A 26,474-nucleotide genomic window follows, 5' to 3' on the forward strand; every position below is an offset into this window, starting at 1 on the left:
GCTGACAGTCATCACCGCGCGGGAAGGACCCGAGTGTCCTTCTGCGGTGGTTATATCGGTGCACTGTTGGGTCCTGAGAGAACACGCGAGTGTTTTGTCAGCGACGATGATCCGCGAAACAAGAGGACATGGTTTTCTTGCGGTAGGGGTTGTTGTGTGTTGTTTGAGAACTGCACAGTGGACGCGAGCATCTTTGTTGTAAGTGTTTATGAGCGTACGGTGGATGCCTTGGCACCAGGAGCCGATGAAGGACGTGGGAGGCTGCGATATGCCTCGGGGAGCTGTCAACCGAGCTGTGATCCGAGGATTTCCGAATGGGGAAACCCAGCACGAGTGATGTCGTGTTACCCGCGCCTGAATATATAGGGCGTGTGGAGGGAACGTGGGGAAGTGAAACATCTCAGTACCCACAGGAAGAGAAAACAACATGTGATTCCGTGAGTAGTGGCGAGCGAAAACGGAAGAGGCTAAACCGCGGGTGTGTGAGAGCTGGCAGGCGTTGCACTCGTGGGGTCGTGGGGCCCTTCTTCCCATCACTGTCATGGTGGGCGAGAGTAAGAAACCGGTGTGTTAGTCGAAATGGTCTGGAACGGCCTGTCGTAGAGGGTGAGAATCCCGTAGACGAAAACATGCCGGCTCTCGTGGAGGGTACCCGAGTAGCAGCGGGCCCGTGAAATCTGCTGTGAATCCGTCGGGACCACCCGATAAGCCTGAATACTCCCTGGTGACCGATAGCGGACTAGTACCGTGAGGGAAAGGTGAAAAGTACCCCGGGAGGGGAGTGAAATAGTACCTGAAACCGTGCGCTTACAATCCGTCGGAGCCTTCGAGCAGTTTGGTCTGCTGGGGGTGACGGCGTGCCTTTTGAAGAATGAGCCTGCGAGTTAGTGGCATGTCGCGAGGTTAACCCGTGTGGGGTAGTCGTAGCGAAAGCGAGTCCGAACAGGGCGTCTGTAGTGGCATGTTCTAGACCCGAAGCGGAGTGATCTACCCATGGCCAGGGTGAAGCGACGGTAAGACGTCGTGGAGGCCCGAACCCACTTAGGTTGAAAACTGAGGGGATGAGCTGTGGGTAGGGGTGAAAGGCCAATCAAACTCCGTGATAGCTGGTTCTCCCCGAAATGCATTTAGGTGCAGCGTCGCGTGTTTCTCACCGGAGGTAGAGCTACTGGATGGTCTAGGGGGCCCACAAGCTTACCGAAATCAGCCAAACTCCGAATGCCGGTGAGTGAGAGCGCGGCAGTGAGACTGCGGGGGATAAGCTTCGTAGTCGAGAGGGAAACAGCCCAGATCGCCGGCTAAGGCCCCTAAGCGTGTACTAAGTGGAAAAGGATGTGGGATCGCTGAGACAACCAGGAGGTTGGCTTAGAAGCAGCCACCCTTGAAAGAGTGCGTAATAGCTCACTGGTCAAGTGGTTCTGCGCCGACAATGTAGCGGGGCTCAAGTACACCGCCGAAGCCGCGGCACTCACATTAGCCCGCTCGTTCCCTGCGGGGGGCGAGCCAGGTGTGTGGGTGGGTAGGGGAGCGTCGTGCAGCCGGGGAAGCGCCGGAGTGATCCAGGTGTGGAGGCTGCGCGAGTGAGAATGCAGGCATGAGTAGCGAAAGACGAGTGAGAAACTCGTCCGCCGAATGACCAAGGGTTCCTGGGCCAGGTTAATCCGCCCAGGGTGAGTCGGGACCTAAGGCGAGGCCGACAGGCGTAGTCGATGGACAACGGGTTGATATTCCCGTACCCGTGTGAACGCGCCCCTGGTGAATCATCGGTACTAACCGTCCAAAGGGTGATCGAGTTCCTTCGGGAGCCGAGAGCCTGCTGCACGGGACCTTCGGTGGTAGTAGCCAAGCGATGGGGTGACGCAGGAAGGTAGTGGGGCCGGTCAGTGGTTGTACCGGTGTAAGCCCGTAGGGCGTGACACAGGCAAATCCGTGTCGCACACAGCCTGAGAGGTGATGCGTAGCCGAATGAGGCGAATTCCATGATCCTATGCTGCCGAGAAAAGCCTCTAGCGAGCTTTCACACGGCCCGTACCCCAAACCGACACAGGTGGTCAGGTAGAGAATACCGAGGCGATCGAGAGAACTGTGGTTAAGGAACTCGGCAAAATGCCCCCGTAACTTCGGGAGAAGGGGGACCAGTCCCGGTGACCGGACTTGCTCCGTGAGCCGGGGGTGGTCGCAGAGACCAGAGAGAAGCGACTGTTTACTAAAAACACAGGTCCGTGCGAAGTCGTAAGACGAGGTATACGGACTGACGCCTGCCCGGTGCTGGAAGGTTAAGAGGACCGGTCAGCGGAGTTCACTCCGCGAAGCTGAGAATTTAAGCCCCAGTAAACGGCGGTGGTAACTATAACCATCCTAAGGTAGCGAAATTCCTTGTCGGGTAAGTTCCGACCTGCACGAATGGCGTAACGACTTCTCTGCTGTCTCAACCACAGACTCGGCGAAATTGCACTACGAGTAAAGATGCTCGTTACGCGCGGCAGGACGAAAAGACCCCGGGACCTTCACTACAGCTTGGTATTGGTGTTCGGTTCGGTTTGTGTAGGATAGGTGGGAGACTGGGAAGCCCGCACGCCAGTGTGGGTGGAGTCGTTGTTGAAATACCACTCTGATCGTATTGGACCTCTAACCTCGGACCCTGATCGGGTTCAGGGACAGTGCCTGGTGGGTAGTTTAACTGGGGCGGTTGCCTCCCAAAATGTAACGGAGGCGCCCAAAGGTTCCCTCAGCCTGGTTGGCAATCAGGTGTCGAGTGCAAGTGCACAAGGGAGCTTGACTGTGAGACCGACAGGTCGAGCAGGGACGAAAGTCGGGACTAGTGATCCGGCACCGGCATGTGGAAGCGGTGTCGCTCAACGGATAAAAGGTACCCCGGGGATAACAGGCTGATCTTCCCCAAGAGTCCATATCGACGGGATGGTTTGGCACCTCGATGTCGGCTCGTCGCATCCTGGGGCTGGAGTAGGTCCCAAGGGTTGGGCTGTTCGCCCATTAAAGCGGCACGCGAGCTGGGTTTAGAACGTCGTGAGACAGTTCGGTCTCTATCCGCCGCGCGCGTTAGAAACTTGAGGAAGGCTGTCCCTAGTACGAGAGGACCGGGACGGACGAACCTCTGGTGTGCCAGTTGTCCCGCCAGGGGCACGGCTGGTTGGCTACGTTCGGAAGGGATAACCGCTGAAAGCATCTAAGCGGGAAGCCTGTTCCAAGATGAGGTTTCTCACCCCCTCGAGGGGGTAAGGCCCCCGGCAGACCACCGGGTTGATAGGCCGGAACTGGAAGTGCGGTAACGCATGCAGGTGACCGGTACTAATAGGCCGAGGACTTACCACAAAGAAGCTACGCGTCCACTGTGCGGTATCTGAAACAACACACTCGATTCACCATGTTCTTCGGGGAATCGAGTGGGCGCAGCCCCCGTGAAAGAGGGCGGCGTTCACTCCATTCACTCCGAAGGAGTGTGGACAGTTTCACAGAGTTACGGCGGCCATAGCGGAGGGGAAACGCCCGGTCCCATTCCGAACCCGGAAGCTAAGCCCTCCAGCGCCGATGGTACTGCACCCGACAGGGTGTGGGAGAGTAGGACACCGCCGAACACCCGTTTACGAGAGGGGACCCACCAGTTGGGTCCCCTCTCGTGGTTTTTCTGGTTTTTCATGAAAGGATTTTTCTGTGTCCGACAACGATGGTGAGCGTCGATCCTTCCGGAGTGGAGGGTCCACTCCCAGGTCGGGACGCGGAGACAGCGGCGAGCGCCGCCAGGGTGGCGACCGGGGCCCGGCCCGCGGCGAGGATCGCCGGCAGGGAGTCGCCGGCCGACCGGATCGTCGCGGCGAGGACCGCACTTTCCGCGGGGAACGGCGAAGCGAGCCGGCGAAGGGCTCCGCGGACGACTCCCGCGGGAGTAGCCGCTCGGAGCGACCCCACAGCGATCGCCCGTCGGGGGACCGGCGAGATCGGCCCTACGGTGAGCGGCGCGACGACCGTTCCCGCGACGACCGTTCCCGCGACGACCGTTCCCGCAGCGAGCGCCCGCATCGAGGCACAAACGACGACCGTCGGGACGATCGGCGCACCGGTGACCGGCGCGACGATCGGGGCCGTGACGATCGGCGCACGGGCACGTCCCGTGCTGGCCACGGACCCGAACGGCGAGACGGGGGCGCTCCGCGTCGCCGTGGCGGCGAGGGTGGATTCGGCCCGAGCCGTGGCCGCGAGGGTGCTCCGGCTCCGCGTCGCGAAGCCCGGCCGGACGAGCCGGACCTGCCCGAGGACGTCGAAGCGTCGGACCTCGATCCGACGATCCGCCGGGACCTGCTGAGTCTCGACAAGTCGAACGCCAATGCAGTGGCCCGGCACCTGGTCATGGCCGGCCGCCTGATCGACGACGATCCCCGTCTGGCGCTGGCGCACGCTCGTGCTGCGCGGCAGCGCGCCGGCCGTATCGCCGTGGTTCGTGAGGCAGCGGGCATCACGGCCTACCACGCCGGCGAATGGGCGGAGGCGCTGTCCGAGTTGCGGGCCGCCCGACGAATGGCCGGGGGACCGGGATTGCTGGCGGTCATGGCGGACTGCGAGCGCGGTCTCGGCCGGCCGGAGCGCGCGATCGAGCTGGGCCGCAGCGACGAGGCTCGGGCGCTGACCGGCGACGAGGCCACCGAGCTGCGCATCGTCGTGGCGGGCGCCCGGATGGATCTGGGACAGTTCGACCAGGCGGTGGTCACCCTGCAGACCCCGGACCTGGATGCCTCGCGCACCGGCCCGTCCGCCGCGCGCCTGTTCTATGCGTACGCGGATGCACTCGTGGCCGCGGGACGTACCGAGGACGGATTGAAGTGGTTCCTCAACGCCGCCGCGGCGGATCTCGAGGGGGACACCGACGCCGAGGAACGCGTCGCCGAGCTCACCGGAGAGGATCAGTGACCGGTACATCCGGCGGCGCGTCGTTGCGGGCGCTCTACGACGTACTCCTCCTCGATCTGGACGGCACCGTCTACCGCGGCGCCGAGGCGGTGCCCGGGGCCCGCGAGGCATTGTCGGAGGGTGCCGAGCGGCTGTTCTATGTCACCAACAACGCGAGCCGTCGCCCGGCGGAGGTCGCCAAACACCTGCGCGAACTCGGTTTCGCGGCCGACGAGTCGAGCGTGGTCACCAGTTCCCAGTCCGCGGCCCGGCTGTTGGCCGAGCGGGTCCCGGTCGGCGCCCCGGTGCTGGTTGTGGGTACCGAGGCCCTCGTCGACGAGGTCGCCGCGGTCGGTCTGACTCCGGTGCGTTCCGCGGACGCCGAGCCTGTGGCGGTCGTGCAGGGACACTCCCCGGAGACCGGGTGGGCGATCCTCGCCGAGGCGACGCTCGCACTGCGCTCCGGCGCCCTGTGGGTGGCGACGAACGTCGATTCGACGTTGCCCACCGAGCGGGGCCTGGTGCTCGGGAACGGTTCCATGGTCGCGGCCCTGAGGTCGGCGACGGGCTGTGAGCCGCTGGTGGCGGGCAAACCGGCCGCGCCGCTGCTCGAGGACGCCGTCGTGCGCAGCGGCGCCTCGCGTCCGCTCGTGGTCGGCGACCGGCTCGACACCGACATCGCCGGTGCGAACGCCGTGGGCGCCGATTCGTTGCTGGTGCTGACCGGCGTCAGCACGGTCGCGGACCTGCTCCGGGCGCCGCAGGATCAGCGCCCCACCTATGTGGCCGACTCGCTCGCCGGTCTCGACGCCGAGGCGGCCGCGCTGCGGGTGGGACCGCGCGAGCCGGGAGCGGTGTCGTTCGACGGACGGGATGTGCACCTGGCTTCGGAGTTCGCGGCGGACCCGATGGCCGCGCTGCGGGCCGTGCTCGACGTCGCCTGGGCCAACCCCGGTTTCGGTCGGGTCGTGGCGGCGGACGACCTGCTGGCACGGTGGGGAATATCCCGCTGAGTCGGGTCTGCGTGGTGTGCCGGTTCGTCACCGGCATGCACTAGCGTGGTCGACGATGAGCACGTCGATTCCACGCCCAGGCGACCACCTTCCACGCCCCCATCCGGGCGTGGATCCCGCGTCGATCCATATCGAGGTCGAGGGTCTGCTCACGCGCGCCCGCGACGTCACCGCCGACGGTGAGCCCGATCCGTCCGAGATCATCCCGCGGCAGGCGCAGCTGCTCGAACAGGCGCACGACCTGCTGGTCCAGGCGCTCGCGACCGTGGACAAGATCTGACGTGGCCCGGCGAGCGCGAGTCGACGCGGAGCTGGTGCGCCGGGGCCTCGCCCGGTCCCGCGAGCACGCCGGTGAACTGATCACGGCTGGGCGGGTCCTCGTCAACGGCACCGTCGCGACGAAACCCGCGACCCAGGTCGATCCGGGGGCGCCCCTGCTGGTCACGGAGGTCGCCGAGGAGGTGGCGTGGGCCTCGCGAGGGGCCCACAAGCTGCTCGGCGCCCTCGAGACGTTCACCCCCCAGGGATTGCGGGTCACCGGACGGCGGTGCCTCGACGCCGGGGCTTCCACCGGCGGCTTCACGGACGTCCTGTTGCACGAGGGCGCCCGCGAGGTCGTCGCCGTCGACGTGGGCTACGGCCAGTTGGTGTGGCGGCTGCAGTCCGACGAGCGCGTCCACGTGATCGATCGAACAAACGTGCGTAACATCGGTGCGGACGCGATCGGAGGGCCGGTCGAGTTGGTGGTGGCGGATCTGTCGTTCATCTCGCTGAAGCTGGTGCTCCCGGCGTTCGTGCGGTGCGTGACTCCGGGCGCGGATCTGCTGCCGATGGTCAAACCGCAGTTCGAGGTCGGGAAGGAGCGGGTCGGCAGCGGCGGCGTCGTCCGGGATGCGGCTCTGCGCACCGAGGCGGTCCTCGGTGTCGCCCGGGAGGCCCAGGCTCTGGGGCTGCGTACGCTCGGGGTGGTGGCCAGTCCGCTGCCCGGCCCGTCCGGCAACGTCGAGTACTTCCTGTGGCTGCGCGCCGGGGAACCCGGCCCGGTCGAACTGGGCGCGGACGTGGTCGAACTCGTCGAACGAGCCGTGCAGGAAGGACCCCAGTGACCGCAGATAGTGCAGCGACCGGCCCGGAGCGGGCGACCCGCGAGGTCCTGCTCGTGTCCCACTCGGGGCGGGTCGAGATCGCCGCGACGGCGCAGCGCATGGCGAAGATCTTCGGCGAGGCCGGCATCGGGCTGCGGGTGCTCGACGACGAGGTCGCCAGCACCGGTCTGGGTCCGCTCGCCGGCCCGGACGGACGGGTCCGCATCGTCGAACCCGGACCGGACGCCGCCCGGGGCTGCGAGATGGTGATCGTGCTCGGCGGGGACGGCAGCTTCCTGCGCGCCGCCGAACTGGCCCAGCGCGCCGGGGTGCCCGTGCTCGGAATCAACCTGGGCCGCATCGGTTTCCTCGCCGAGGCCGAGGCCGAACATCTCGAGGAGGCACTGGCGCAGGTGGTGCGCCGCGAGTACCGGGTCGAGGAGCGGATGACGCTGGACGTCGCGATCCGGGTCGACGACGTGATCGTCGACCGGGGGTGGGCGCTGAACGAGGCCAGCCTCGAGAACAAGTCCCGTCTGGGCGTGCTCGAGGTGGTGCTCGAGGTCGACGGCCGGCCGGTGTCGGCGTTCGGGTGCGACGGCGTGCTGATCGCCACCCCGACGGGATCGACCGCGTACGCGTTCTCCGCCGGCGGCCCGATCGTGTGGCCGGAACTCGAGGCGTTGCTGGTGATCCCCAGCAACGCGCACGCCCTGTTCGCCCGGCCCATGGTGACCAGCCCGGAGTCGTTGATCGCCGTGGAGACCCTCGCCGGCAGCCACGACGGGCTGGTGTTCTGCGACGGCCGCCGCACCCTGGACCTGCCCGCCGGCGGCCGACTCGAGGTGGTGCGCGGCAAGCACCCGGTGCGGTGGGTGCGGCTGGACTCGGCGCCGTTCGCCGACCGCATGGTGCGCAAGTTCGATCTTCCGGTGAAGGGCTGGCGGGGAAGGAGACTGTGAGGTGCTTGCCGAGATCCGGATCGACAATCTGGGGGTCATCTCCGAGGCCGGCGCCCAGTTCCACGGCGGGCTGACCGTCCTGACCGGCGAAACCGGAGCCGGCAAGACCATGGTCGTGACCAGCCTGCACCTGCTGTCGGGGGCGCGCGCCGACCCCACCCGCGTCCGTGTCGGCGCCTCCCGCGCCGTCGTGGAGGGTCGCTTCTGCATCGATGCCGACGCCGGGTCGAGCGCGGCGGGCGGGGTGCCCAGCCACGTCGAGCGGGAAGTGGCACGCCTGCTCGAGACGACCGGCGCCCAGCGCGACGACGACGGCAGCATCATCGCGGTCCGCACCGTCGGCAGCGACGGCCGCTCCCGCGCCCACCTCGGCGGGCGCAGCGTCCCGGTGGGGGTGCTGTCGGAGTTCACCGATCCGCTGCTGACCGTGCACGGCCAGAACGACCAGTTGCGGCTGCTGCGGCCCGACCAGCAGCGCGCCGCCCTCGACCGGTTCGCCGGCAAGGCGATCGCGCCGCTGCTGGCGGCGTACCAGGAGCACCGCCAGCGGTGGTTGACCGCGCGGGCCGAGCTGAGCGAACGCACCGAGCGGTCCCGGGAGCTCGCGCAGGAGGCGGACCGCCTGCGGTTCGCGCTCGACGAGATCGACGCCGTCGACCCCCAGCCGGGGGAGGACACCCGGATCGTGGCCGAGGTGCGCCGGCTCGGCGACCTCGATTCGTTGCGAGACTCCGCGCAGGGCGCGCAGGCCGCGCTCACCGGCGGGGACGGCGACGACGTGGCCGCGGCGGCTCTGGATCTGCTGGGGGAGTCGCGGGCGCGGCTCGAGGCGGCCGAGGACCCGGCCCTGCGCGAGCTCGGTCCCCGGCTCGACGAGGCCATCGCGGTGGTCACCGACGTCGCCGGCGAGCTGTCCGGATACCTGTCGGACCTGCCGTCGGACCCGGGGGCCCTCGAGACGCTGCTGAACCGCCAGGCGGAGCTGAAATCGCTCACCCGCAAGTACGCCGCGGACATCGACGGTGTGCTCGAGTGGGCTCGCGAGGCCCGCGACCGGCTGTCGAGGATCGACGTGTCCGCCGATGCGGTCGCCGACCTCGCCGCGCGCGCCGATCGCGAGGCGGCCGCCGCCGCCGAGGCCGCGACCGCCCTCTCCGCCGCCCGCAGGAAGGCCGCCGACAAGCTCGCGAGGGCGGTCAGCAAGGAGTTGTCCGGCCTGGCGATGGGCCGGGCGAGTCTGGACGTGCAGGTGCGGGACCGGGAGGCGGGGCCGCAGGACACCGCACCGCTGAAGGTCGGCGGGCGGGTGCTGCACGCCGGCACCTCGGGCGTCGACGACGTCGAGTTCCGGCTCGCCGCGCACAGCGGGGCCCGGTCCCTGCCCATCGCGCGCAGCGCCTCCGGCGGTGAGCTCTCCCGCGTCATGCTCGCGCTCGAGGTGGTGCTGGCCGGGTCCGAACGCGGCGCCACGATGGTGTTCGACGAGGTCGACGCGGGGGTGGGCGGTCGGGCTGCGGTCGAGATCGGCCGGCGCCTGGCCCGCCTGTCGCGCACCCATCAGGTCATCGTGGTCACCCACCTGCCGCAGGTCGCCGCGTTCGCCGACACCCACCTCGTCGTCGACAAAGTCGACGATGCCGGGGGCGTCGTCAGCAGCGGGGTGCGCGCGCTCACCGATACCGAGCGGGTCGCGGAGCTCGCCCGCATGCTCGCCGGCCTCGGCGACACCGAGACGGGCCGGGCCCACGCCGAGGAACTGCTCGCCACCGCGCACGCCGAACGACGAGGCTGATCCCGCCCGGCGCGCCTCCGTTGCCCGGCCCCGGCCCGGGTTCATCATCGATGCCATGAAGATGCCGGCGCTGCTGTCACGCAATAACGAAACGTTGCCCGGAGTGAGCGGCATTGCCCGGGTCGACAAGAACCAGGCCAGGCTCCTGCGCCGGGTCGGTCCCGGCGACATCGTCGTTCTCGACGCCGTCGACATGGACCGCGTCACCGCCGACGCGCTCGTCGAGGCCGGGGTCACCGCCGTGGTCAACGCCTCGACGTCGATCACCGGCCGCTACCCGAACCTCGGCCCGGAGGTGCTCGTCGCCAACGGCATCGCCCTGATCGACAACACCGGTCCCGAGGTGTTCAAGAAGGTCAAGGACGGCGCCAAGGTCCGCCTGCACGAGGGCGGTGTCTACTCCGGGGAACGGTTGCTGATCCAGGGCGAGGAGCAGACCGAAACCGAGATCTCCGACCGCATGATCGAGGCGAAGACCGGCCTGGTCGACCACCTCGAGGCGTTCTCGGGCAACACCATCGAGTTCATCCGTTCGGAGAGCCCGCTGCTCATCGACGGGGTCGGAGTGCCCGACGTCGACGTGGACCTGCGCGACCGGCACGTGGTGGTGGTCGCGGACGGGCCGGACCACGAGCAGGACCTGAAGAACCTCAAGCCGTTCATCAAGGAGTATTCGCCGATCCTCGTGGGCGTCGGCACCGGCGCCGACACCCTCGTCCGGGCCGGATACCGGCCGGATCTGATCGTCGGCGACCCGGACGAGATCGGCACCGAGACCCTCAAGTCCGGCGCCGAGGTGGTGCTGCCCGCCGATCACGACGGCCACGCCCCCGGTCTCGAACGCATCCAGGACCTGGGCATCGGCGCGATGACGTTCCCCGCCACCGGCGCCCCCGCCGACCTGGCGCTGCTGCTGGCCGACCATCACGGCGCCGCCCTCATCGTCACCGTCGGCAGCACCGTCTCGCTCGACGAGTTCTTCGACCAGGGCCGCCGTGACAGCAACCCGTCGGCGTTCATGACCCGGCTGAAGGTGGGGCCGAAACTGGTCGACGCCAAGGCCGTCGCCACCCTCTACCGCAGCCGCGTCTCCGGCGGGGTGATCGCCCTGCTGGTGTTCGCCGCGCTGATCGCCGTGATCGTCGCGTTGATCGTGTCCAACCTCGGCGGCGACGTCGTGGACTGGGCCGTGCAGAGCTGGGACAGTCTCGTGGTGTGGGTGCAGGGGCTGACCGCGTGATCTCGTTGCGTCACCACGCAATCTCGATCGCAGCGGTCTTCCTCGCCCTCGCCGTGGGCATCGTCCTCGGCTCCGGGCTGCTGTCGGACAGCGTCGTCGCCGGGCTCCGCGACGACCGGTCCGAACTGCAGGGCCGGCTACAGGACGCCGAGGACCGCACCAACGTGCTCACCGAGCAGCTCAACGCGGCCGACGGTTTCGACGCCGCGGTGTCCGGGCGTGTGGTGCGCGACGCGCTCGCCGGCCGCACGGTGCTCATGATCGCCACTCCCGACACCGACCCGGCGGACCTGGACGCGGTGATCCGCACGGTCGAGGCGGCGGGCGCCGCCGTGACCGGCCGGATCTCGCTGACCGAGCCCTTCGTCGACGCCGCCGGCGCCGACCAGCTGCGCACCACCGTCACCAACGTCGTCCCCGCCGGGGTGCAGTTGCAGACCGGCGCCGTGGATCAGGGCAGCCTGGCCGGGGACCTGCTCGGAGCCGTGCTGCTCGTCGAGCCGGCGAGCGGGCAGCCGCGCAGCACCCCCCAGGAACGTGACCTCGCGCTCTCCACGCTGCGGGGCGGCGGGTTCGTCGCGTACGACGACGGGACCGTCGAACCCGCCCAGACCGCCATCGTCGTCACCGGCGACGGGGGAGCCGGCGCCGAGGGCGGCGGCAACCGCGGTGCGCTGCTGGCCCGCTTCGCCGCCGCGTTCGACTCCCGCGGTGCCGGCACGGTCCTGGCCGGGCGGCCCGGCGCCGCCGTCGGCAACGGGGCCGTCGCGGTGGTGCGGGCCGACGCGGCGCTGTCGGCCGGTCTGTCCACCGTCGACACCGTCGACCGCGAATCCGGCCGCATCACCACGGTGCTGGCGCTGCAGGAACAGCTCGCCGGGGTGTCGGGCCGGTACGGAACCGGCCCCAACGCCGGCGCCGTCACCGTCGGAACCGCCGCCCGCTGAGGGGCGCGGCGCGGCGAACGGTGTGATCCCCGTCCGATCCGGGCGAGTCGTGCACGCGGGACCCACGACAGGTGTTACCGTGAAGTTCCGTGGGTCGTGCAGGCCCCAGCAGTTCCGTCATCAGTCCGAAGTCCTGCACCAGACGTCACGGGAGCTTCTTTGCCACAGTCACGCCACTCGCGTACCGCCACCAAGCACATCTTCGTCAGCGGGGGCGTCGCCTCCTCACTGGGCAAGGGGCTGACGGCATCGAGCCTGGGCGCTCTTCTCACCGCGCGCGGCATGCGCGTGACCATGCAGAAGCTCGACCCCTACCTGAACGTCGACCCCGGCACCATGAACCCCTTCCAGCACGGCGAGGTCTTCGTCACCGAGGACGGCGCCGAAACCGACCTGGACGTGGGCCACTACGAACGCTTCCTCGACCGCGATCTCAACGCCGCCGCCAACGTCACCACCGGCCAGATCTACTCCACGGTCATCGCCAAGGAGCGGCGCGGCGAATACCTCGGCGACACCGTCCAGGTGATCCCGCACATCACCGACGAGATCAAGAACCGGATCATGGCGATGGCCGGCCCCGACAAGGACGGCAACGTTCCCGACGTGATCATCACCGAGATCGGTGGCACCGTCGGCGACATCGAGTCCCAACCGTTCCTCGAGGCGGCCCGTCAGGTCCGTCACGACGTCGGCCGCGGCAACGTCTTCTTCCTGCACGTCTCCCTCGTGCCCTATCTGGCCCCGTCGGGTGAGCTGAAAACCAAGCCCACCCAGCACTCGGTGGCGGCGCTGCGCAACATCGGCATCCAGCCCGACGCGCTGGTGCTGCGCTGCGATCGGGAGGTCCCCGCCGCCCTCAAGGCGAAGATCGCGCTGATGTGCGACGTGGACGTCGACGGCTGCATCTCCTGCCCCGACGCCCCGTCGATCTACGACATCCCCAAGGTCCTGCACCGCGAAGGACTCGACGCCTACGTCGTCCGCCAGCTCGGCCTGCCGTTCCGCGACGTGGACTGGACCGTGTGGGGCGACCTGCTCGACCGGGTGCACCAGCCGCGTGAGACCGTGCGGGTCGCGCTCGTCGGCAAGTACGTCGACCTGCCCGACGCCTACCTGTCGGTCACCGAGGCGTTGCGCGCCGGTGGTTTCGCGCACCGCGCCAAGGTCGACATCCGCTGGGTGCCCTCCGACGACTGCGAGACCGAGGCCGGCGCCCAGGCCGCGCTCGGCGACGTGGACGCGGTCCTGATCCCCGGAGGCTTCGGCATCCGCGGCATCGAGGGCAAACTCGGCGCGATCCGCTACGCCCGCACCCGCAAGATCCCGCTGCTCGGCCTGTGCCTGGGCCTGCAGTGCGTGGTCATCGAGGCGGCCCGCTCGGTGGGCATCACCGACGCGAACTCCGCCGAGTTCGATCCCGACACCACCCATCCGGTGATCTCCACGATGGCCGATCAGGAGCAGGCCGTCGCCGGCGAGGCCGATCTCGGCGGCACGATGCGGCTCGGCGCCTACCCGGCCGTACTCGCCAAGGGCTCGGTCGTCGCCCGCGCCTACGGCGGCGAGCAGGTCTCCGAGCGGCACCGCCACCGCTACGAGGTCAACAACGCCTACCGCGACCGGATCGCCAAGTCGGGCCTGAGGTTCTCGGGCACCTCCCCGGACGGGCATCTCGTCGAGTTCGTCGAGTACCCCGCCGACCTGCACCCGTTCTTCGTGGCCACCCAGGCGCATCCCGAGCTCAAGAGCCGCCCCACCCGCCCGCACCCGCTGTTCTCCGCGTTCATCGCAGCCGCGCTGCGGTACAAGGCCGCCGAGCGCCTGCCCGTGGACGTGCACGGCGACGACGCGGACGAGGTCGACGTGGACGGCGGCGACGCGGTGGTCACCACGTCCGAGAACGCCACCGCCGGCGGCAAGTAGCCGACCGTGACGCAGCGACACGAGTTCCGGACGCTGTCCACGCGCCGGATCTACACCGGCGCGATCGTGTCGCTGCGTGTGGACCGGGTCGCCATGCCCGACGGGCACGAGGCCGAACGGGAGGTGGTCGAACACCACGGCGCCGTCGCGATCGCCGCGGTCGACGAGCAGGACCGGCTGATCCTGATCCACCAGTACCGCCACCCGCTCGGCCACCGCCTCTGGGAGCTGCCCGCCGGGCTGCTCGACGCGCCCGGCGAGGACCCGCTCGACGCGGCCCGCCGGGAACTCGCCGAGGAGACCGGCCTGGCCGCCGCCCGCTGGGACCTGCTCGTCGACCTCGCCCTCTCGCCGGGATTCACCGACGAGGCCGTGCGCGTGTACGCGGCCCGGGGCCTGTCCGAGGCCGACCGGCCCGACCCCGAACACGAGGAGGCGGACCTTGAGATCCGCCGCGTCCCCGTCGACGAGGCCGTCGCCATGGTGCTCGGCGGCCGGATCGTCAACGCCACCGCCGTGTCGGGGATCCTCGCCCTCGCCGCCACCCGCCGCGACGCGGGCGCCCTGCGCCCCGCCGAGGCCGAGTGGCCCGACCGGCCCCGCGCCCTGCTGCGCACCAAGCGCGACGGGAACTGACGCGGTGCTCGCCCGCCAGCTCGACGCCTACCTCGACCACCTCACCGTCGAGCGCGGCGCCGCCCCCAACACCCTGGCGTCCTACCGGCGCGACCTCACCCGCTACCTCGACCACCTCACCGACCGCGGCATCGACGACCTCGCCGACGTCCGCGAAGAGCACGTCGGCGACTTCGTCACCGCGCTGCGCCGAGGCGACCCCGACCGCGGCAGGCCCGCCCTCGCGGCCAGCTCCGCCGCCCGCGCCCTCGTCGCCGTGCGCGGACTGCACCGCTTCGCCACCACCGAAGGCCGCACCCCCGTCGACGTCGCCCGCGCCGTCAAACCCCCCGCCGCGGGCCGGCGCCTGCCCAAGGCCCTGTCCGTCGCCGACGTGCTGGCCATCCTCGGCTCCGCGGGCACCAGCGCCGACGGGCCGCGCGACCTGCGCGACCGGGCGCTGCTCGAACTGCTGTACTCCACCGGGGCACGCATCTCCGAGGCCGTCGGCCTCGACGTCGACGACCTCGACACCACCAACCGGTCGGTGCTCCTGCGCGGCAAGGGCGGCAAGCAACGCGTCGTGCCGGTCGGCCGTCCCGCCCTGGCCGCCGTCGACGCCTATCTCGTGCGGGGCCGGCCCGCGCTGGCCACCGGCCGCACCCCCGCACTGTTCCTCAACGCCCGCGGCGGCCGCCTGTCCCGGCAGAGCGCCTGGCAGGTGCTGCAGACCGCCGCCACCCGCGCCGGGGTCACCGCCGCCGTCTCCCCGCACACCCTGCGCCACTCCTTCGCCACCCACCTCCTCGACGGCGGCGCCGACGTGCGCGTGGTGCAGGAACTGCTCGGCCATGCCTCGGTGACCACCACACAGATCTACACGCAGGTCACAGCCGGTGCGCTGCGCGAGGTGTGGGCCGGGGCCCACCCCCGCGCCCGATAGCGCCCGCGACGGCAGGGCGTGTCCACGGCGCCATCGCACCACCCGAAGCGGTAGCGTTGATCCGACAGCCGAGCGAGCAGGACAGGGGGAGCAGGGGATAGTGGGGACACCACAACCGCCCGCAGCGGACACAGCGCCGGCAGCACAGCACGCCCTGCTCCACGGCCGCCCCGGCGCCGACGCGGCACACGCCGGCCCGGAGCACACCCACACCGCGGAACCCGAGGCCGAGCTCGGCCCCACCGGCCGGCCCCGCCGGCACGTCCCGGAACCGCAGCCGCTGCCCAGCCACGGGCCCGCGAAGATCATCGCGATGTGCAACCAGAAGGGCGGGGTCGGCAAGACCACCTCGACCATCAACCTCGGTGCCTCCCTCGCCGAATACGGCCGCCGCGTCCTGCTCGTCGACCTCGACCCGCAGGGCGCCCTGTCCGCCGGTCTCGGTGTCGCCCACCACGACCTCGACCTGACCGTGCACAACCTCCTCGTCGAACGCGGCGTCTCCGTCGACGACGTACTGCTGCACACCCGCGTCGAAGGCCTGGACCTGCTGCCCAGCAACATCGACCTGTCCGCCGCCGAGATCCAGCTCGTCTCCGAGGTCGGCCGCGAACAAGCCCTCGGCCGCGCCCTGTACCCCGTCCTCGACCGCTACGACTACATCCTCGTCGACTGCCAGCCGTCCCTCGGCCTGCTCACCGTCAACGCCCTTGCCTGCGCCGACGCGGTGATCATCCCGATGGAATGCGAGTACTTCAGCCTCCGCGGACTGGCCCTGCTCAACGACACCGTCGACAAGGTGCGCGACCGGCTCAACCCCAAGCTCAGCCTCGCCGGGATCCTCGTGACCATGTTCGACTCGCGCACCCTGCACGCCCGCGAGGTGATGTCCCGGGTCGTCGAGGTCTTCGGCGACCTCGTCTACGACAGCGTCATCGCCCGCACCGTCCGGTTCCCCGAGACCAGCGTCGCCGGAGAACCCATCACCACCTGGGCGCCGAAGTCCGCCGGCGCCGAGTCCTACCGGGCCCTGGCCCGCGAAGTGATCCACCGCTCCGGCCGATAGCCCGTGACCGTCGACACCCCCGGCCCGGCCGCGCCCGACCCTGCCCGCCCCGCCCCGCCCCCCGCGGGCTTCCAGGTACGGCTGCGCAACTTCGAGGGCCCCTTCGACCTGCTGCTCACCCTGATCTCCCAGCACCGCCTCGACGTCACCGAGGTCGCCCTGCACGAGGTCACCGACGAGTTTATCGCCTACACCCGCGCCCGCGGCCCCGAGATGGGACTCGACCAGACCACCGAGTTCCTCGTCGTCGCCGCGACCCTGCTCGACCTCAAGGCCGCCCGCCTCCTGCCCTCCGGCGACGTCGACGACCCCGAGGACCTCGCCCTGCTCGAGGCCCGCGACCTGCTCTTCGCCCGCCTGCTGCAATACCGCGCCTTCAAACAGATCGCCGACCTGTTCGCCGAGTTCGAAGCCGCCGCCCTGCGCCGCTACCCACGCGCGGTCTCGCTCGAACCGCAGTACGAGAACCTGGTGCCCGAGGTCGTCCTCGGCGTCGACGCGGCCCGGTTCGCCGAGATCGCCGCCGCCGCCTTCCGGCCCAAGCCGCCACCCCGCGTCGGCCTCGACCACCTCCACACCCCCCGGGTCTCCGTCCCCGAGCAGGCCGCCCGCCTGCTCACCCTGCTGCGCGCCCACGGCGCCGGCACCTGGGCCACCTTCGGCCAACTCGTCGCCGAATGCGACAACAGCCTGCAGATCGTCGCCCGGTTCCTCGCGCTGCTCGAGCTCTACCGCGAACGAGCCGTCACCTTCGACCAACCCGAGCCGCTCGGGCCGCTCCAGGTGGCCTGGACCGGCGAGAACGACGACGCCGTCACCACATTCGAGGAGGACTACGGGTGAGCAGCGACACGCCGGACCCCGACCCGCGCGGACTCGACGCCGAACTGCTCGAGATGACCGACGACGAACTCGCCGCCGCCCTCGAGGCGCTGCTCCTCGTCGTCGACACCCCCGCCCCCAACGCCCAGCTCGCCGACGCGATCGGCGTCACCGCCACCCGCGTCGAGACCACCCTGCACCGCATGGCGGCCGACCTCGACGCGCGCGGCTCGGGCATCGACCTGCGCTACGCCGGCGACGGCTGGCGCTTCTACACCCGCCGTGACTACGCCCCGTACGTCGAACGGCTCCTGCAGGGCGGCGCCCGCACCAAGCTCACCCGTGCCGCCCTCGAAACCCTCGCCGTCGTCGCCTATCGCCAGCCCGTCACCCGCGCCCGCGTCAGCGCCGTCCGTGGCGTCAACGTCGACGGCGTCATGCGCACCCTCCTGGCCCGCGACCTGATCGCCGAGGACGGCACCGACCCCGAGACCGGCGGCACCCGCTACGTCACCACCGAACTGTTCCTCGAACGCCTCGGCCTGGCCTCCCTGCAGGACCTGCCGCCCCTCGCGCCGCTGCTCCCGGACGTCGATGTGATCGACGACATCAGCGAAAGTCTCGAGGCCGACCCACGATTTGCGAGAATGGGAAGGAACCCGCGCACCGAGTCCACCTCGCCCGCGCCGTTCGATCCCGATTGAGACAGGAAAAAAGTGCACAAGCCCGCTCGCCGTGATGGCACACCGGACCGCAGAAAGACCACCTCCCGCGCGGGGAACCCCCCGCGCGAACGACGGGGCGAACCCGCCGCCCGCGCGGCCACGCCCAAGAAGGCACACCGCAAGGGCGACACCCCGCTCAACAAGCGCGGCCGTCCCGCCGCCCCCAAGCCCCAGGCCCAGCGCCCGGCGGCCCTCCCCAAGATCAGCAACGCCAAACCCGCCCGGCACCAGCACGCCGCCGAGCGCCCCCAACTGCCCGCCGGCGAAGGCATGCGCCTGCAGAAGGTCCTCGCCCAGGCCGGAGTGGCGTCCCGCCGCGCCGCCGAGGAACTCATCGCCGCCGGCCGCGTCGAGGTCGACGGCTCCATCGTCACCGAACAGGGCCTGCGCGTGGACCCCGAGAACGCCGTCGTCCGCGTCGACGGCGTGCGCGTCGTCGTCAACAAGGACCTCGTCCACCTCGTGCTCAACAAGCCGCGCGGCTGGCAGTCCACCATGTCCGACGACCTCGGGCGCCCCTGCGTCGGCGACATCGTCTCCGAACGCGTCGCCGCCGGACAACGCCTCTTCCACGTCGGCCGGCTCGACGCCGACACCGAAGGGCTGCTGCTGCTCACCAACGACGGCGAGCTCGCCCACCGGCTCATGCACCCCTCCTACGAGGTGACCAAGACCTACCTCGCCACCGTCAAGGGCGTCCTCCCGCGCGGTATCGGCAAGCAGCTGCGCGCCGGCGTCGAACTCGACGACGGCCCCGCCAAGGTCGATTCCTTCGCGCTCCTGCAGGTAAACGAGGGCCAGTCCCTCGTCCGCCTCGAACTGCACGAGGGCCGCAAGCACATCGTGCGCCGCCTGCTCGACGCCGTCGGCCACCCCGTGATCCGCCTGGTGCGCACCGACATCGGACCCGTCGCGCTCGGCGACCAGCGACCCGGCACCCTGCGGGTGCTCGGCCGCAAGGAAGTCGGCGGCCTCTACCAGGCGGTGGGCCTGTGAGCTCCCTGATCGTCGCCATGGACGGCCCGTCCGGCACCGGCAAGTCCACCGTCTCCAAGCGGCTCGCCCGCCGCCTCGGCGCCGCCTATCTCGATACCGGCGCCATGTACCGGGTCGCGACCCTGCACGCCCTGCGAGCGGGGGCGGACCTGACCGATCCCGCCGCCATCGCCGCCGCCACCGCGTCCCTGCCCTGGTCGATCGGCACCGACCCGGAAGTCGAGGACATCCGGCTCGCCGGGGAGGACGTCCGCGAGATCATCCGCGGCGGCGAGGTCACCGGCGCCGTCTCCGCCGTTTCCGCCGTCCCCGCGGTGCGTCGGGCCCTCGTCGCAGCGCAGCAGAGCATCGGCCGCGACGCCGGGCACATCGTCGTCGAGGGGCGCGACATCGGCACCGTCGTGTTCCCCGACGCGGATGTGAAGATCTACCTCACCGCCTCCGCCGAGGCCCGGGCACAGCGGCGCAACCGGCAGAACATCGCCGAAGGCCGCGGCGACGACTACGAGGCGGTGCTCGCCGCGGTGCAGCGCCGCGACCACCTCGACTCCACCCGCGCGGTCTCCCCGCTGCGCGCGGCGGACGACGCGGTCGTCGTCGACACGAGCGACATGGACATCGACGAAGTGATCGCCGCGCTCGCCGCCGTGGTCGCCGAGCAGACGGGAGCGACCCTGTGAGCGAGGATGTGACGGAATTCGCCGGCGACGGCACCTGGTCGGAGGAAGCGGACTGGGACCTCGAGCTCGTCGGGGACGACGAACTCGAGGAGTTCGTGCCCGTGCCGACCGTCGCCGTGGTCGGACGACCCAACGTCGGCAAGTCGACCCTGGTCAACCGCATCATCGGCCGCCGCGAAGCGGTCGTCGAGGACGTGCCGGGCGTGACCCGCGACCGCGTCTCGTACGAGGCCAACTGGAACGGCCGCCGATTCATGGTGCAGGACACCGGCGGCTGGGAGCCCGACGCGAAGGGCCTGCAACAGTCCGTCGCGCGGCAGGCGGAGATTGCGATGCGCACAGCCGACGCGATCCTGATCGTCGTCGACGCGACCGTCGGCGCCACCGCCGTCGACGAGGCGGTCGCCAGGGTCCTGCGCCGCTCCAAGACGCCGGTGCTGCTCGTCGCGAACAAGGTCGACGACGACCGCGTCGAGTCCGAAGCGGCCGCCCTGTGGTCGCTGGGCCTGGGGCAGCCGTACTCGGTGTCGGCCACCCACGGTCGCGGCACCGGGGACCTGCTCGACGAGCTGCTCTCGGTGCTGCCGCAGACCCCGCGCGAAGGCACCGGCGGGGGAGGCCCGCGTCGTGTCGCGCTGGTCGGCAAGCCCAACGTCGGCAAGTCCAGCCTGCTCAACAAGCTGGCCGGCGACGAAAGGTCGGTGGTGCACAACGTCGCCGGCACGACGGTCGACCCGGTGGACTCCCTCGTCGAGCTCGGCGGAAAGACCTGGCGGTTCGTCGACACCGCCGGCCTGCGCAAGCGCGTCAACACCGCCTCCGGGGCCGAGTTCTACGCCTCGCTGCGCACCCGCGGCGCCATCGAGGCCGCGGAGGTGGCGGTGCTGCTGATCGACGCCTCCGAGCCCATCACCGAGCAGGACCAACGGGTGATCTCGATGGTCGCCGACGCGGGCCGCGCCCTCGTCATCGCCTTCAACAAGTGGGACCTCGTCGACGAGGATCGCCGCTACGAGCTGAGCCGGGAGATCGAACGCGATCTGCTGCGCGTGCCGTGGGCGGCGCGCGTCAACATCTCCGCCAAGACCGGCCGGGCCGTGCAGAAGCTCGTGCCGGCCATGGAGACCGCCCTCGAGTCCTGGGACAAGCGCATCTCCACCGGCCGGCTCAACACCTGGCTCAAGGAGGTCGTCGCCGCGACTCCGCCGCCGATGCGCGGCGGCCGCCTGCCGCGGGTACTGTTCGCCACCCAGGCCGGCACCCGGCCGCCGACGTTCGTGCTGTTCACCACCGGCTTCCTCGAGGCCGGCTACCGCCGATTCCTCGAGCGGCGGCTGCGCGAGGAGTTCGGCTTCGAGGGCAGCCCGGTGCGGATCTCCGTGCGCGTGCGCGAGAAACGGGACCGCCGCGGCAAGTAGCACCCGAAACGGTCCTGACCAGGCGATTGGTGAATCGGTCCGTCCCTGTTGTAATCTCAACGAGCGCTCGACGAGAGCGCGGACGGGCTGTGGCGCAGCTTGGTAGCGCACTTGACTGGGGGTCAAGTGGTCGCAGGTTCAAATCCTGTCAGCCCGACCCACGACGAGGCGGTCCCGAATTCACCGGGACCGCCTCGTTCGCGTGCGGGCCACCCTCCGCGGCCCGGTTCCAGGACTGCCGTGCCGCTCCGGCCCACCCCGGAACCAGCCGCCCAGGGTGCGGCAGCGGCAGCTCCGCGAAAGGCCCACGGTCAGGGTCCAAAGACCGCAGTCAACACCTCGAGCCGCGAGTACTGTCGCGAACAGGAGCCGCGGCCACACCGAGGCGCGACGGGCATCTCCAGTCCGAGGAGACAACATGACCGAAACCCGGATCGGCACCGAATCCCAGGCCACCAACAGCACCGGCGACGCCGCCACGGCGGAGGCGACTCCCGCCGTCGACACCGGCCCGGTCCGGCACGAGCAGATCGACGCGGTCGTCGACACGGCGACCACCGCGGCGGCCGAGTTCCGCACCCTCGACCAGCAACAGGTCGACGCGATCGTCGAAGCCATGGCGCAGGCCGGCATCCGGGCGGCCGCGGAACTGGCATCGGTGGCGATCGAGGAGACCGGATTCGGCGTCTTCGAGGACAAGGTCGTCAAGAACTACGTGGCCACCGAGTTCCTCTACGACTACCTCAAGGACAAGAAGTCCGTGGGCGTGATCGAGGAGGACGTCGAGCGCAGCATCGTCCGCGTCGCCGAACCCATCGGCGTGGTCCTGGCGATCACCCCGGTCACCAACCCCACCTCCACGGTGCTGTACAAGGCGATCGTCGCGGCAAAGACCCGCAACGCCGTCATCTTCCGGCCCTCGCCCTTCGCCGTGCGGTCGTGCGAACGCACGGTCGAGATCCTGCGCGCGGCAGCCGAAGCGGCCGGTATGCCCCCCGGCGCGCTGCAGGTCATTCCCGACGCCGCCCACGAGGTCACCCACTACCTGTTCAAGCATCCTCGGGTCGACTTCATCTGGGTCACCGGCGGGCAGAAGATCGTCTCCCTCGCCAACGCGGCCGGCAAACCCGCGCTCGGCGTGGGACCCGGCAACGCCCCCATCTATCTGCACCGCACGGCCGACATCAAGGGCGCCGTCGTCGACATCCTCATCTCGAAGACCTTCGATGCCTCCGTGATCTGCCCCGCCGAACAGACCTGCATCATCGACGACGAGATCTACGACGCCACCGTCGCCGAGTTCGAGCGGATGGGGGCGCACGTACTCACGGACGATCAGGCCGCCGCGGTGGCCGAATTCGCCTTCGGCTGCGGCGACAAGGTCAACCTCGCCGCTCTCGGCCAGCAGGCTCCCGAACTGGCCGCCCGCGCGGGCTTCACCGTGGATCCAGCGGTCAAGGTGCTCCTGGCGCCGTTGCCCTCCGACCTCGACCAGCTCGCCGCGCACCCTCTGGTGCAGGAGAAGCTGATGCCCGTCCTCGGTCTCGTACGCGCCCGCGACGTCCAGCACGGCATCGACGCCGCCGTGCTCGTCACCGAACACGGCGGCCTCGGCCACACCTCCGCCATCTACGCCACCGATCCGGCGGTCATCGACGCCTACGGTCTGGCCGTGCGCACCGGACGGATCCTCGTCAACGCCCCCACCGCGGTCGGCGCGCTCGGCGGGATCTACAACAACCTCACCCCCACCTTCTCCCTGGGTTGCGGCACTTGGGGCGGATCGAGCACCACCGAGAACGTCAACTACCAGCAGCTGCTCAACATCAAGACCGTCGCGCACCGGCGCACCCCGCCGCAGTGGTTCCGCGTGCCCTCCAACACCTACTTCAATGCCGGTGCCCTCGAGAACCTCCGCGAGGTCCCGTGTACGAGCGTTGTGGTCGTCACCGACGCGTTGAGCGAACAGCGGGGAGTCGTCGACGAGCTCCGCGCCCACCTGCGCGCGGAGCACATCAAGGTGTTCAGCGAGGTCGAACCGGAACCGGACGAGGCCACCATCCGCCGCGGCGTTGCGCTGCTCGAGGGGTACCCGCCGGACCTGCTCATCGCCATCGGCGGTGGGTCGGTGATCGACGCGGCGAAAGCGATCCGGTTGTTCTACGAACACCCGGAGAAGGATCTCGCGGAGCTGACGCTGCCGTTCCTCGACCCCCGCAAGCGCATGGCGGAATACCCGCAGGATCCACACAAGCTGCGGCTGGTGGCAATCCCCACGACCGCCGGCACCGGATCGGAGGTCTCACCCGCGGCCGTCCTCACCGTCGCCGGCCGCAAGGAGACCCTCGTCGACTACTCGCTGGTTCCGGATATGGCGGTGGTGGACCCGATGCTCACCCTCTCGATGCCGCGCACCCTGACCGTCGACACCGGCATCGACGCGCTGACCCACGCGCTGGAAGCGGTAGCCTCCATCTTCGCCTCGCCCTACACCGATGCGTTCTGTGTCCAGGCCGCGCGCCTGATCTTCGAGGCGCTGCCGCGGGTGTACGACGACCCGAACGATCTGTCCGCCCGCACCGACATGTCCAATGCCGCCACTCTTGCCGGACTCGCCTTCTCGAACGCCTTCGTCGGCACGAACCACGCCCTCGCGCACTCCGTCGGCGCCAGGTTCGGCATCGCCCACGGCCGGGTGAACGGCGTGTTCCTGCCCCACACCCTGCGCTACAACGCCAGCCTGCCGACCAAGTTCATGCCGGCCCCGGGCTACTCCGCGTACGTCGCGCCCGAGAAGTACGCTCAGCTCGGGCGGATCGTCTTCGGGGGGCACGAACCCGAGGAGAGCCGCCGCCGGCTCTTCCAGGGTGTCGAGGACCTGCTCCGCCGCATGGGGGTGCCGCGCACCCTGAAGGAGATCGGCATCGCGGAGGACGAGTTCCTCGCCGCCCTGCCGGAGCTGGCGATGACCGCGTTCCAGGACCTGAGCAACCGCACCAACCCGCGGATGCCGCTGATCAGCGAGATCACCACCCTGCTCCGGCTCGGCTACTACGGGGACGGCGAGCATGCCCACTGACAGCGCCACCAAGACCGTCCAGGTCGAGGCGCCCTTGGGCACCGTGCTCGCGACCATCCGTGACCTCGAGAGCCAGACCGAGTGGATCCCCGAGATCCTCGAGGCCGAGGTGCTCGAGGTCGACGAGGAGACCGGATTGCCGCGCACCGCCCGGTTCAAGGCGTCGGCCACCGTCGGTACCGACAGCTACACCCTGACCTACCGGCACCGCGACGACGGCATGAGCTGGTCGATGCTCCAAGGACGCCTGCAGACCGGGCAGGAAGGGCGCTACCAACTCGACGCGGTCGGTCCGGCCAGCACCTCCGTCACGTACGAGCTGACCATCCACCACAACCTGCCGCTGCCCGGTTTCCTGCGGAATCGGGTGATCAAGGGCCTGGTCGACAGTACGCTCACCGGTCTGAAGAAGCGCCTGGAGAGCTGAACGCGGGCGGCGCGGGGCCCACCCGGTCCACACCCGCCACGGTCTGGACCACTACGTGGGCGCCCTGCCCGAGCACCGCGGCAGCGGCCGGCTGCTGCGCCGTGACCCGGACGGTTCGGTCCCTGTCGTACTCGACCGGCTCCACTTCCCGAATGGCATCACTCTCACGGAGGACGAATCCACTGTCCTGTTCGCCGAAACCGGCGGTTACTGCCTGACCGGACTGCCGGTCCGTGCCCCCACGCCCCGCGGCCGCTGATGACGAACCTTCCGGGAATGCCGGACAACGTCTCCCGGGCGCGCGGCGGCCGGATGTGGGTGGCGATGGTTGCGCCCCGCAATGGTGTCCTCGACCGGCTCGGAGGCAGCTGACCCGTGGTACGCCGGGCGTTGTGGCGGCTGCCGGTGGCGCGACTGGCTCGTCCCGCTCGCACGACCTGGGTGCTGGGGTGGGGGAGGACGGCCGCCTGCTGCACGACTTCGGGTGCCGGGATGTGCCCTTCGGCGAGGTGACGGGCGTCGTCGAGCATGCCGGGCGGTTGTACCTGGGAAGCCCCTGAGCGACTCGGCGATCCTGTGCGTGGACGTGGACCGGGCGCGATGAGCGAGCCACGACGGCGCGGTTCTCCCGCCCGTTCCGAGCGGTGCCCCCTCGGGCACGAGAGGGGAGGGGCGCGGGCCCCCGCTGACACCGCCGCATCCGAATTCGAAGCAAACGGAACACAATAATTTCAAGAAGAAGACCGCTCGGCGCACCCAAGTCCGGCTTACATTATCCGACCAGTACGGAACAGAAGTATTTTCCGAAATTCATCACGACTCCACGCTCCCCACCGAAACCCCCAAGAGGCACCGCGCACAGTCAGGCGCCGAACGCGCGGGAGATGGCCGCAGCGACGTCGCGGTGGCCCCGGATCGGCAGGGCCAGCCCACGGCCGGCATGAGCGAGATCGCGGGCGGTGAGCAGATCGTGTTCGCCGGAGATGTCGGCGAGCACGTCGAGCCGAGGGAGCCGGGAGGCGGCGGTCCGCGGATCGGGCCCGGCATTGTGCACACAATCGGACAGCAACAGCACCCGTCCCTCGTCGGCGGGTACGTCCCGGAGCTGACGCGCCGCCACCTCGAGCGCGAAGCCGACGTTCGTCAGACCCTTGCTCGGGATCCGGAGCAGCAGGTCCACGAGCCGGGCCGGGGAGACCGGCTCACCGAGAGCGCTGAGCACGGCGGCTTCGGACCAGAACGCCACCACCGCCAGATCGTCGTGGCCGAGCTCGCCGGCCACGGCACCCACCGCGGCCGCGGCGGTGCGGATGCGTTCGCCGCGCATCGACCCGGAGATGTCGACGACCAGCACCACCTTCCGGCGGTCGCGGATCCGGTCCCGCATCACCAGATCGGTCGACCGCGCGAGCGGGTCCTCCGCGAGCACTTCGACGGTGCGGTCGAGATCGAGTTCCTCGGCGCCGTCCTGATACGGCAGGGTTCGCAGTCTGCCGACGCCCCGCCGAGGCAGGCGACGGTGCCGCGGGCGCGGCACGGACAGGCGCGCAGCGATCTCGCGGGCCCGGCGTCGGACCTCGGCGTCGCCGGCAGGGCCCGACGCATCGAGTTCGCCCAGTGTCAGCACCTCGGCCGGCTCGTCGGTCATCCCGGGACCCGCACCGGGACCCGTTCCGGGGCTGCGCCCCTGACGATGCGGACCGCCGACCATCGCCAAACCCTGGCCGCTGCCTCGGTTCTCGTACAGCGTCGGGACCGTCGACAGCTGCTTCGGCTTGCGCCGGAAAGGCTTTCCCCGACCGGTGGAGTGACGCTGGGCGCGCCGGTGCACGGGGC

21 protein-coding genes, 1 tRNA gene and 2 rRNA genes are annotated in these 26,474 nt (G+C 69.8%); 23 read left to right on the forward strand and 1 reads right to left on the reverse strand.

The window, feature by feature from the left end; translation table 11 throughout:
• Positions 1-196: 196 nt before the first annotated feature.
• From A4U64_RS10510 to A4U64_RS10625, 23 genes are all read left to right on the forward strand, one after another.
• Positions 197-3,333, forward strand: a 23S ribosomal RNA gene (locus A4U64_RS10510).
• Positions 3,334-3,479: 146 nt separating this feature from the next.
• Positions 3,480-3,596, forward strand: a 5S ribosomal RNA gene (rrf, locus tag A4U64_RS10515).
• Positions 3,597-3,672: 76 nt separating this feature from the next.
• Positions 3,673-4,923, forward strand: coding sequence for a tetratricopeptide repeat protein (locus A4U64_RS27705; RefSeq protein WP_084648629.1), 1,251 nt, complete (start codon positions 3,673-3,675; stop codon positions 4,921-4,923).
• Positions 4,920-5,915: an HAD-IIA family hydrolase gene (locus tag A4U64_RS10530; RefSeq protein WP_029543881.1), complete on the forward strand. Its 996-nt coding sequence runs from the start codon at positions 4,920-4,922 to the stop codon at positions 5,913-5,915. Before A4U64_RS27705 ends, A4U64_RS10530 begins: the two co-directional genes overlap by 4 nt.
• A 55-nt stretch (positions 5,916-5,970) precedes the next feature.
• Entirely contained in the window at positions 5,971-6,195 is a 225-nt protein-coding gene (locus tag A4U64_RS28205) for a hypothetical protein (RefSeq protein WP_029543879.1), read from the forward strand.
• A 1-nt stretch (position 6,196) separates the two neighbouring features.
• Positions 6,197-7,021, forward strand: a complete 825-nt coding sequence (locus tag A4U64_RS10540) for a TlyA family RNA methyltransferase (protein ID WP_029543877.1) — start codon at positions 6,197-6,199, stop codon at positions 7,019-7,021.
• A complete protein-coding gene (locus tag A4U64_RS10545; protein WP_006936725.1) occupies positions 7,018-7,962 on the forward strand; it encodes an NAD kinase in 945 nt (314 codons plus the stop codon). Before A4U64_RS10540 ends, A4U64_RS10545 begins: the two co-directional genes overlap by 4 nt.
• A gap of 1 nt (position 7,963) precedes the next feature.
• Positions 7,964-9,754 carry a DNA repair protein RecN gene (gene recN, locus A4U64_RS10550; protein WP_050035292.1) on the forward strand — a complete coding sequence of 597 codons (1,791 nt, stop codon included), beginning with the start codon at positions 7,964-7,966 and terminating at the stop codon, positions 9,752-9,754.
• 55 nt (positions 9,755-9,809) lie between these two features.
• On the forward strand, positions 9,810-10,994 hold the full coding sequence (steA, locus tag A4U64_RS10555) for a putative cytokinetic ring protein SteA (protein ID WP_050035290.1): 1,185 nt from the start codon (positions 9,810-9,812) through the stop codon (positions 10,992-10,994).
• Positions 10,991-11,941, forward strand: coding sequence for a copper transporter (locus A4U64_RS10560; protein WP_006936730.1), 951 nt, complete (start codon positions 10,991-10,993; stop codon positions 11,939-11,941). The genes steA and A4U64_RS10560 overlap by 4 nt, the downstream gene beginning before the upstream one ends.
• Before the next feature lie 159 nt (positions 11,942-12,100).
• Positions 12,101-13,867 carry a CTP synthase gene (locus tag A4U64_RS10565; RefSeq protein WP_006936731.1) on the forward strand — a complete coding sequence of 589 codons (1,767 nt, stop codon included), beginning with the start codon at positions 12,101-12,103 and terminating at the stop codon, positions 13,865-13,867.
• A 6-nt stretch (positions 13,868-13,873) separates the two neighbouring features.
• A complete protein-coding gene (locus A4U64_RS10570) occupies positions 13,874-14,503 on the forward strand; it encodes an NUDIX domain-containing protein (RefSeq protein ID WP_006936732.1) in 630 nt (209 codons plus the stop codon).
• A gap of 4 nt (positions 14,504-14,507) precedes the next feature.
• Positions 14,508-15,425, forward strand: coding sequence for a site-specific tyrosine recombinase XerD (gene xerD / locus A4U64_RS10575; RefSeq protein WP_006936739.1), 918 nt, complete (start codon positions 14,508-14,510; stop codon positions 15,423-15,425).
• A gap of 100 nt (positions 15,426-15,525) precedes the next feature.
• Positions 15,526-16,491, forward strand: a complete 966-nt coding sequence (locus A4U64_RS10580; protein WP_006936740.1) for a ParA family protein — start codon at positions 15,526-15,528, stop codon at positions 16,489-16,491.
• Positions 16,492-16,494: 3 nt separating this feature from the next.
• Complete coding sequence (locus tag A4U64_RS10585) at positions 16,495-17,334, forward strand: segregation and condensation protein A (protein ID WP_065922542.1); 840 nt, start codon at positions 16,495-16,497, stop codon at positions 17,332-17,334.
• Positions 17,331-18,017 carry an SMC-Scp complex subunit ScpB gene (gene scpB, locus A4U64_RS10590; RefSeq protein ID WP_006936742.1) on the forward strand — a complete coding sequence of 229 codons (687 nt, stop codon included), beginning with the start codon at positions 17,331-17,333 and terminating at the stop codon, positions 18,015-18,017. The genes A4U64_RS10585 and scpB overlap by 4 nt, the downstream gene beginning before the upstream one ends.
• A 12-nt stretch (positions 18,018-18,029) precedes the next feature.
• Positions 18,030-19,034, forward strand: a complete 1,005-nt coding sequence (locus tag A4U64_RS10595; protein WP_006936744.1) for a pseudouridine synthase — start codon at positions 18,030-18,032, stop codon at positions 19,032-19,034.
• A gap of 17 nt (positions 19,035-19,051) precedes the next feature.
• Positions 19,052-19,714, forward strand: a complete 663-nt coding sequence (gene cmk, locus A4U64_RS10600; protein WP_044475988.1) for a (d)CMP kinase — start codon at positions 19,052-19,054, stop codon at positions 19,712-19,714.
• The gene (der, locus tag A4U64_RS10605) at positions 19,711-21,132 is read left to right on the forward strand and encodes a ribosome biogenesis GTPase Der (protein WP_006936753.1); all 1,422 of its coding nucleotides are present in this window, start codon (positions 19,711-19,713) and stop codon (positions 21,130-21,132) included. The genes cmk and der overlap by 4 nt, the downstream gene beginning before the upstream one ends.
• An 83-nt stretch (positions 21,133-21,215) precedes the next feature.
• Positions 21,216-21,289: transfer RNA gene (locus tag A4U64_RS10610), tRNA-Pro, on the forward strand.
• A 261-nt stretch (positions 21,290-21,550) separates the two neighbouring features.
• Complete coding sequence (adhE, locus tag A4U64_RS10615) at positions 21,551-24,211, forward strand: bifunctional acetaldehyde-CoA/alcohol dehydrogenase (RefSeq protein WP_029543860.1); 2,661 nt, start codon at positions 21,551-21,553, stop codon at positions 24,209-24,211.
• Positions 24,201-24,638 carry an SRPBCC family protein gene (locus A4U64_RS10620; protein ID WP_006936756.1) on the forward strand — a complete coding sequence of 146 codons (438 nt, stop codon included), beginning with the start codon at positions 24,201-24,203 and terminating at the stop codon, positions 24,636-24,638. Before adhE ends, A4U64_RS10620 begins: the two co-directional genes overlap by 11 nt.
• Positions 24,639-24,693: 55 nt before the next feature.
• Complete coding sequence (locus tag A4U64_RS10625; RefSeq protein ID WP_050035289.1) at positions 24,694-24,897, forward strand: SMP-30/gluconolactonase/LRE family protein; 204 nt, start codon at positions 24,694-24,696, stop codon at positions 24,895-24,897.
• Between the two features lie 603 nt (positions 24,898-25,500).
• Here A4U64_RS10625 and A4U64_RS10630 read toward each other — a convergent pair.
• On the reverse strand, positions 25,501-26,469 hold the full coding sequence (locus A4U64_RS10630) for a vWA domain-containing protein (protein ID WP_065922543.1): 969 nt from the start codon (positions 26,467-26,469) through the stop codon (positions 25,501-25,503).
• Between the last annotated feature and the right edge of the window lie 5 nt (positions 26,470-26,474).

Origin of the sequence: Rhodococcus sp. WB1 (genome assembly GCF_001700945.1) — a bacterium.
In the GTDB taxonomy this organism is placed as follows: domain Bacteria; phylum Actinomycetota; class Actinomycetes; order Mycobacteriales; family Mycobacteriaceae; genus Rhodococcus; species Rhodococcus aetherivorans.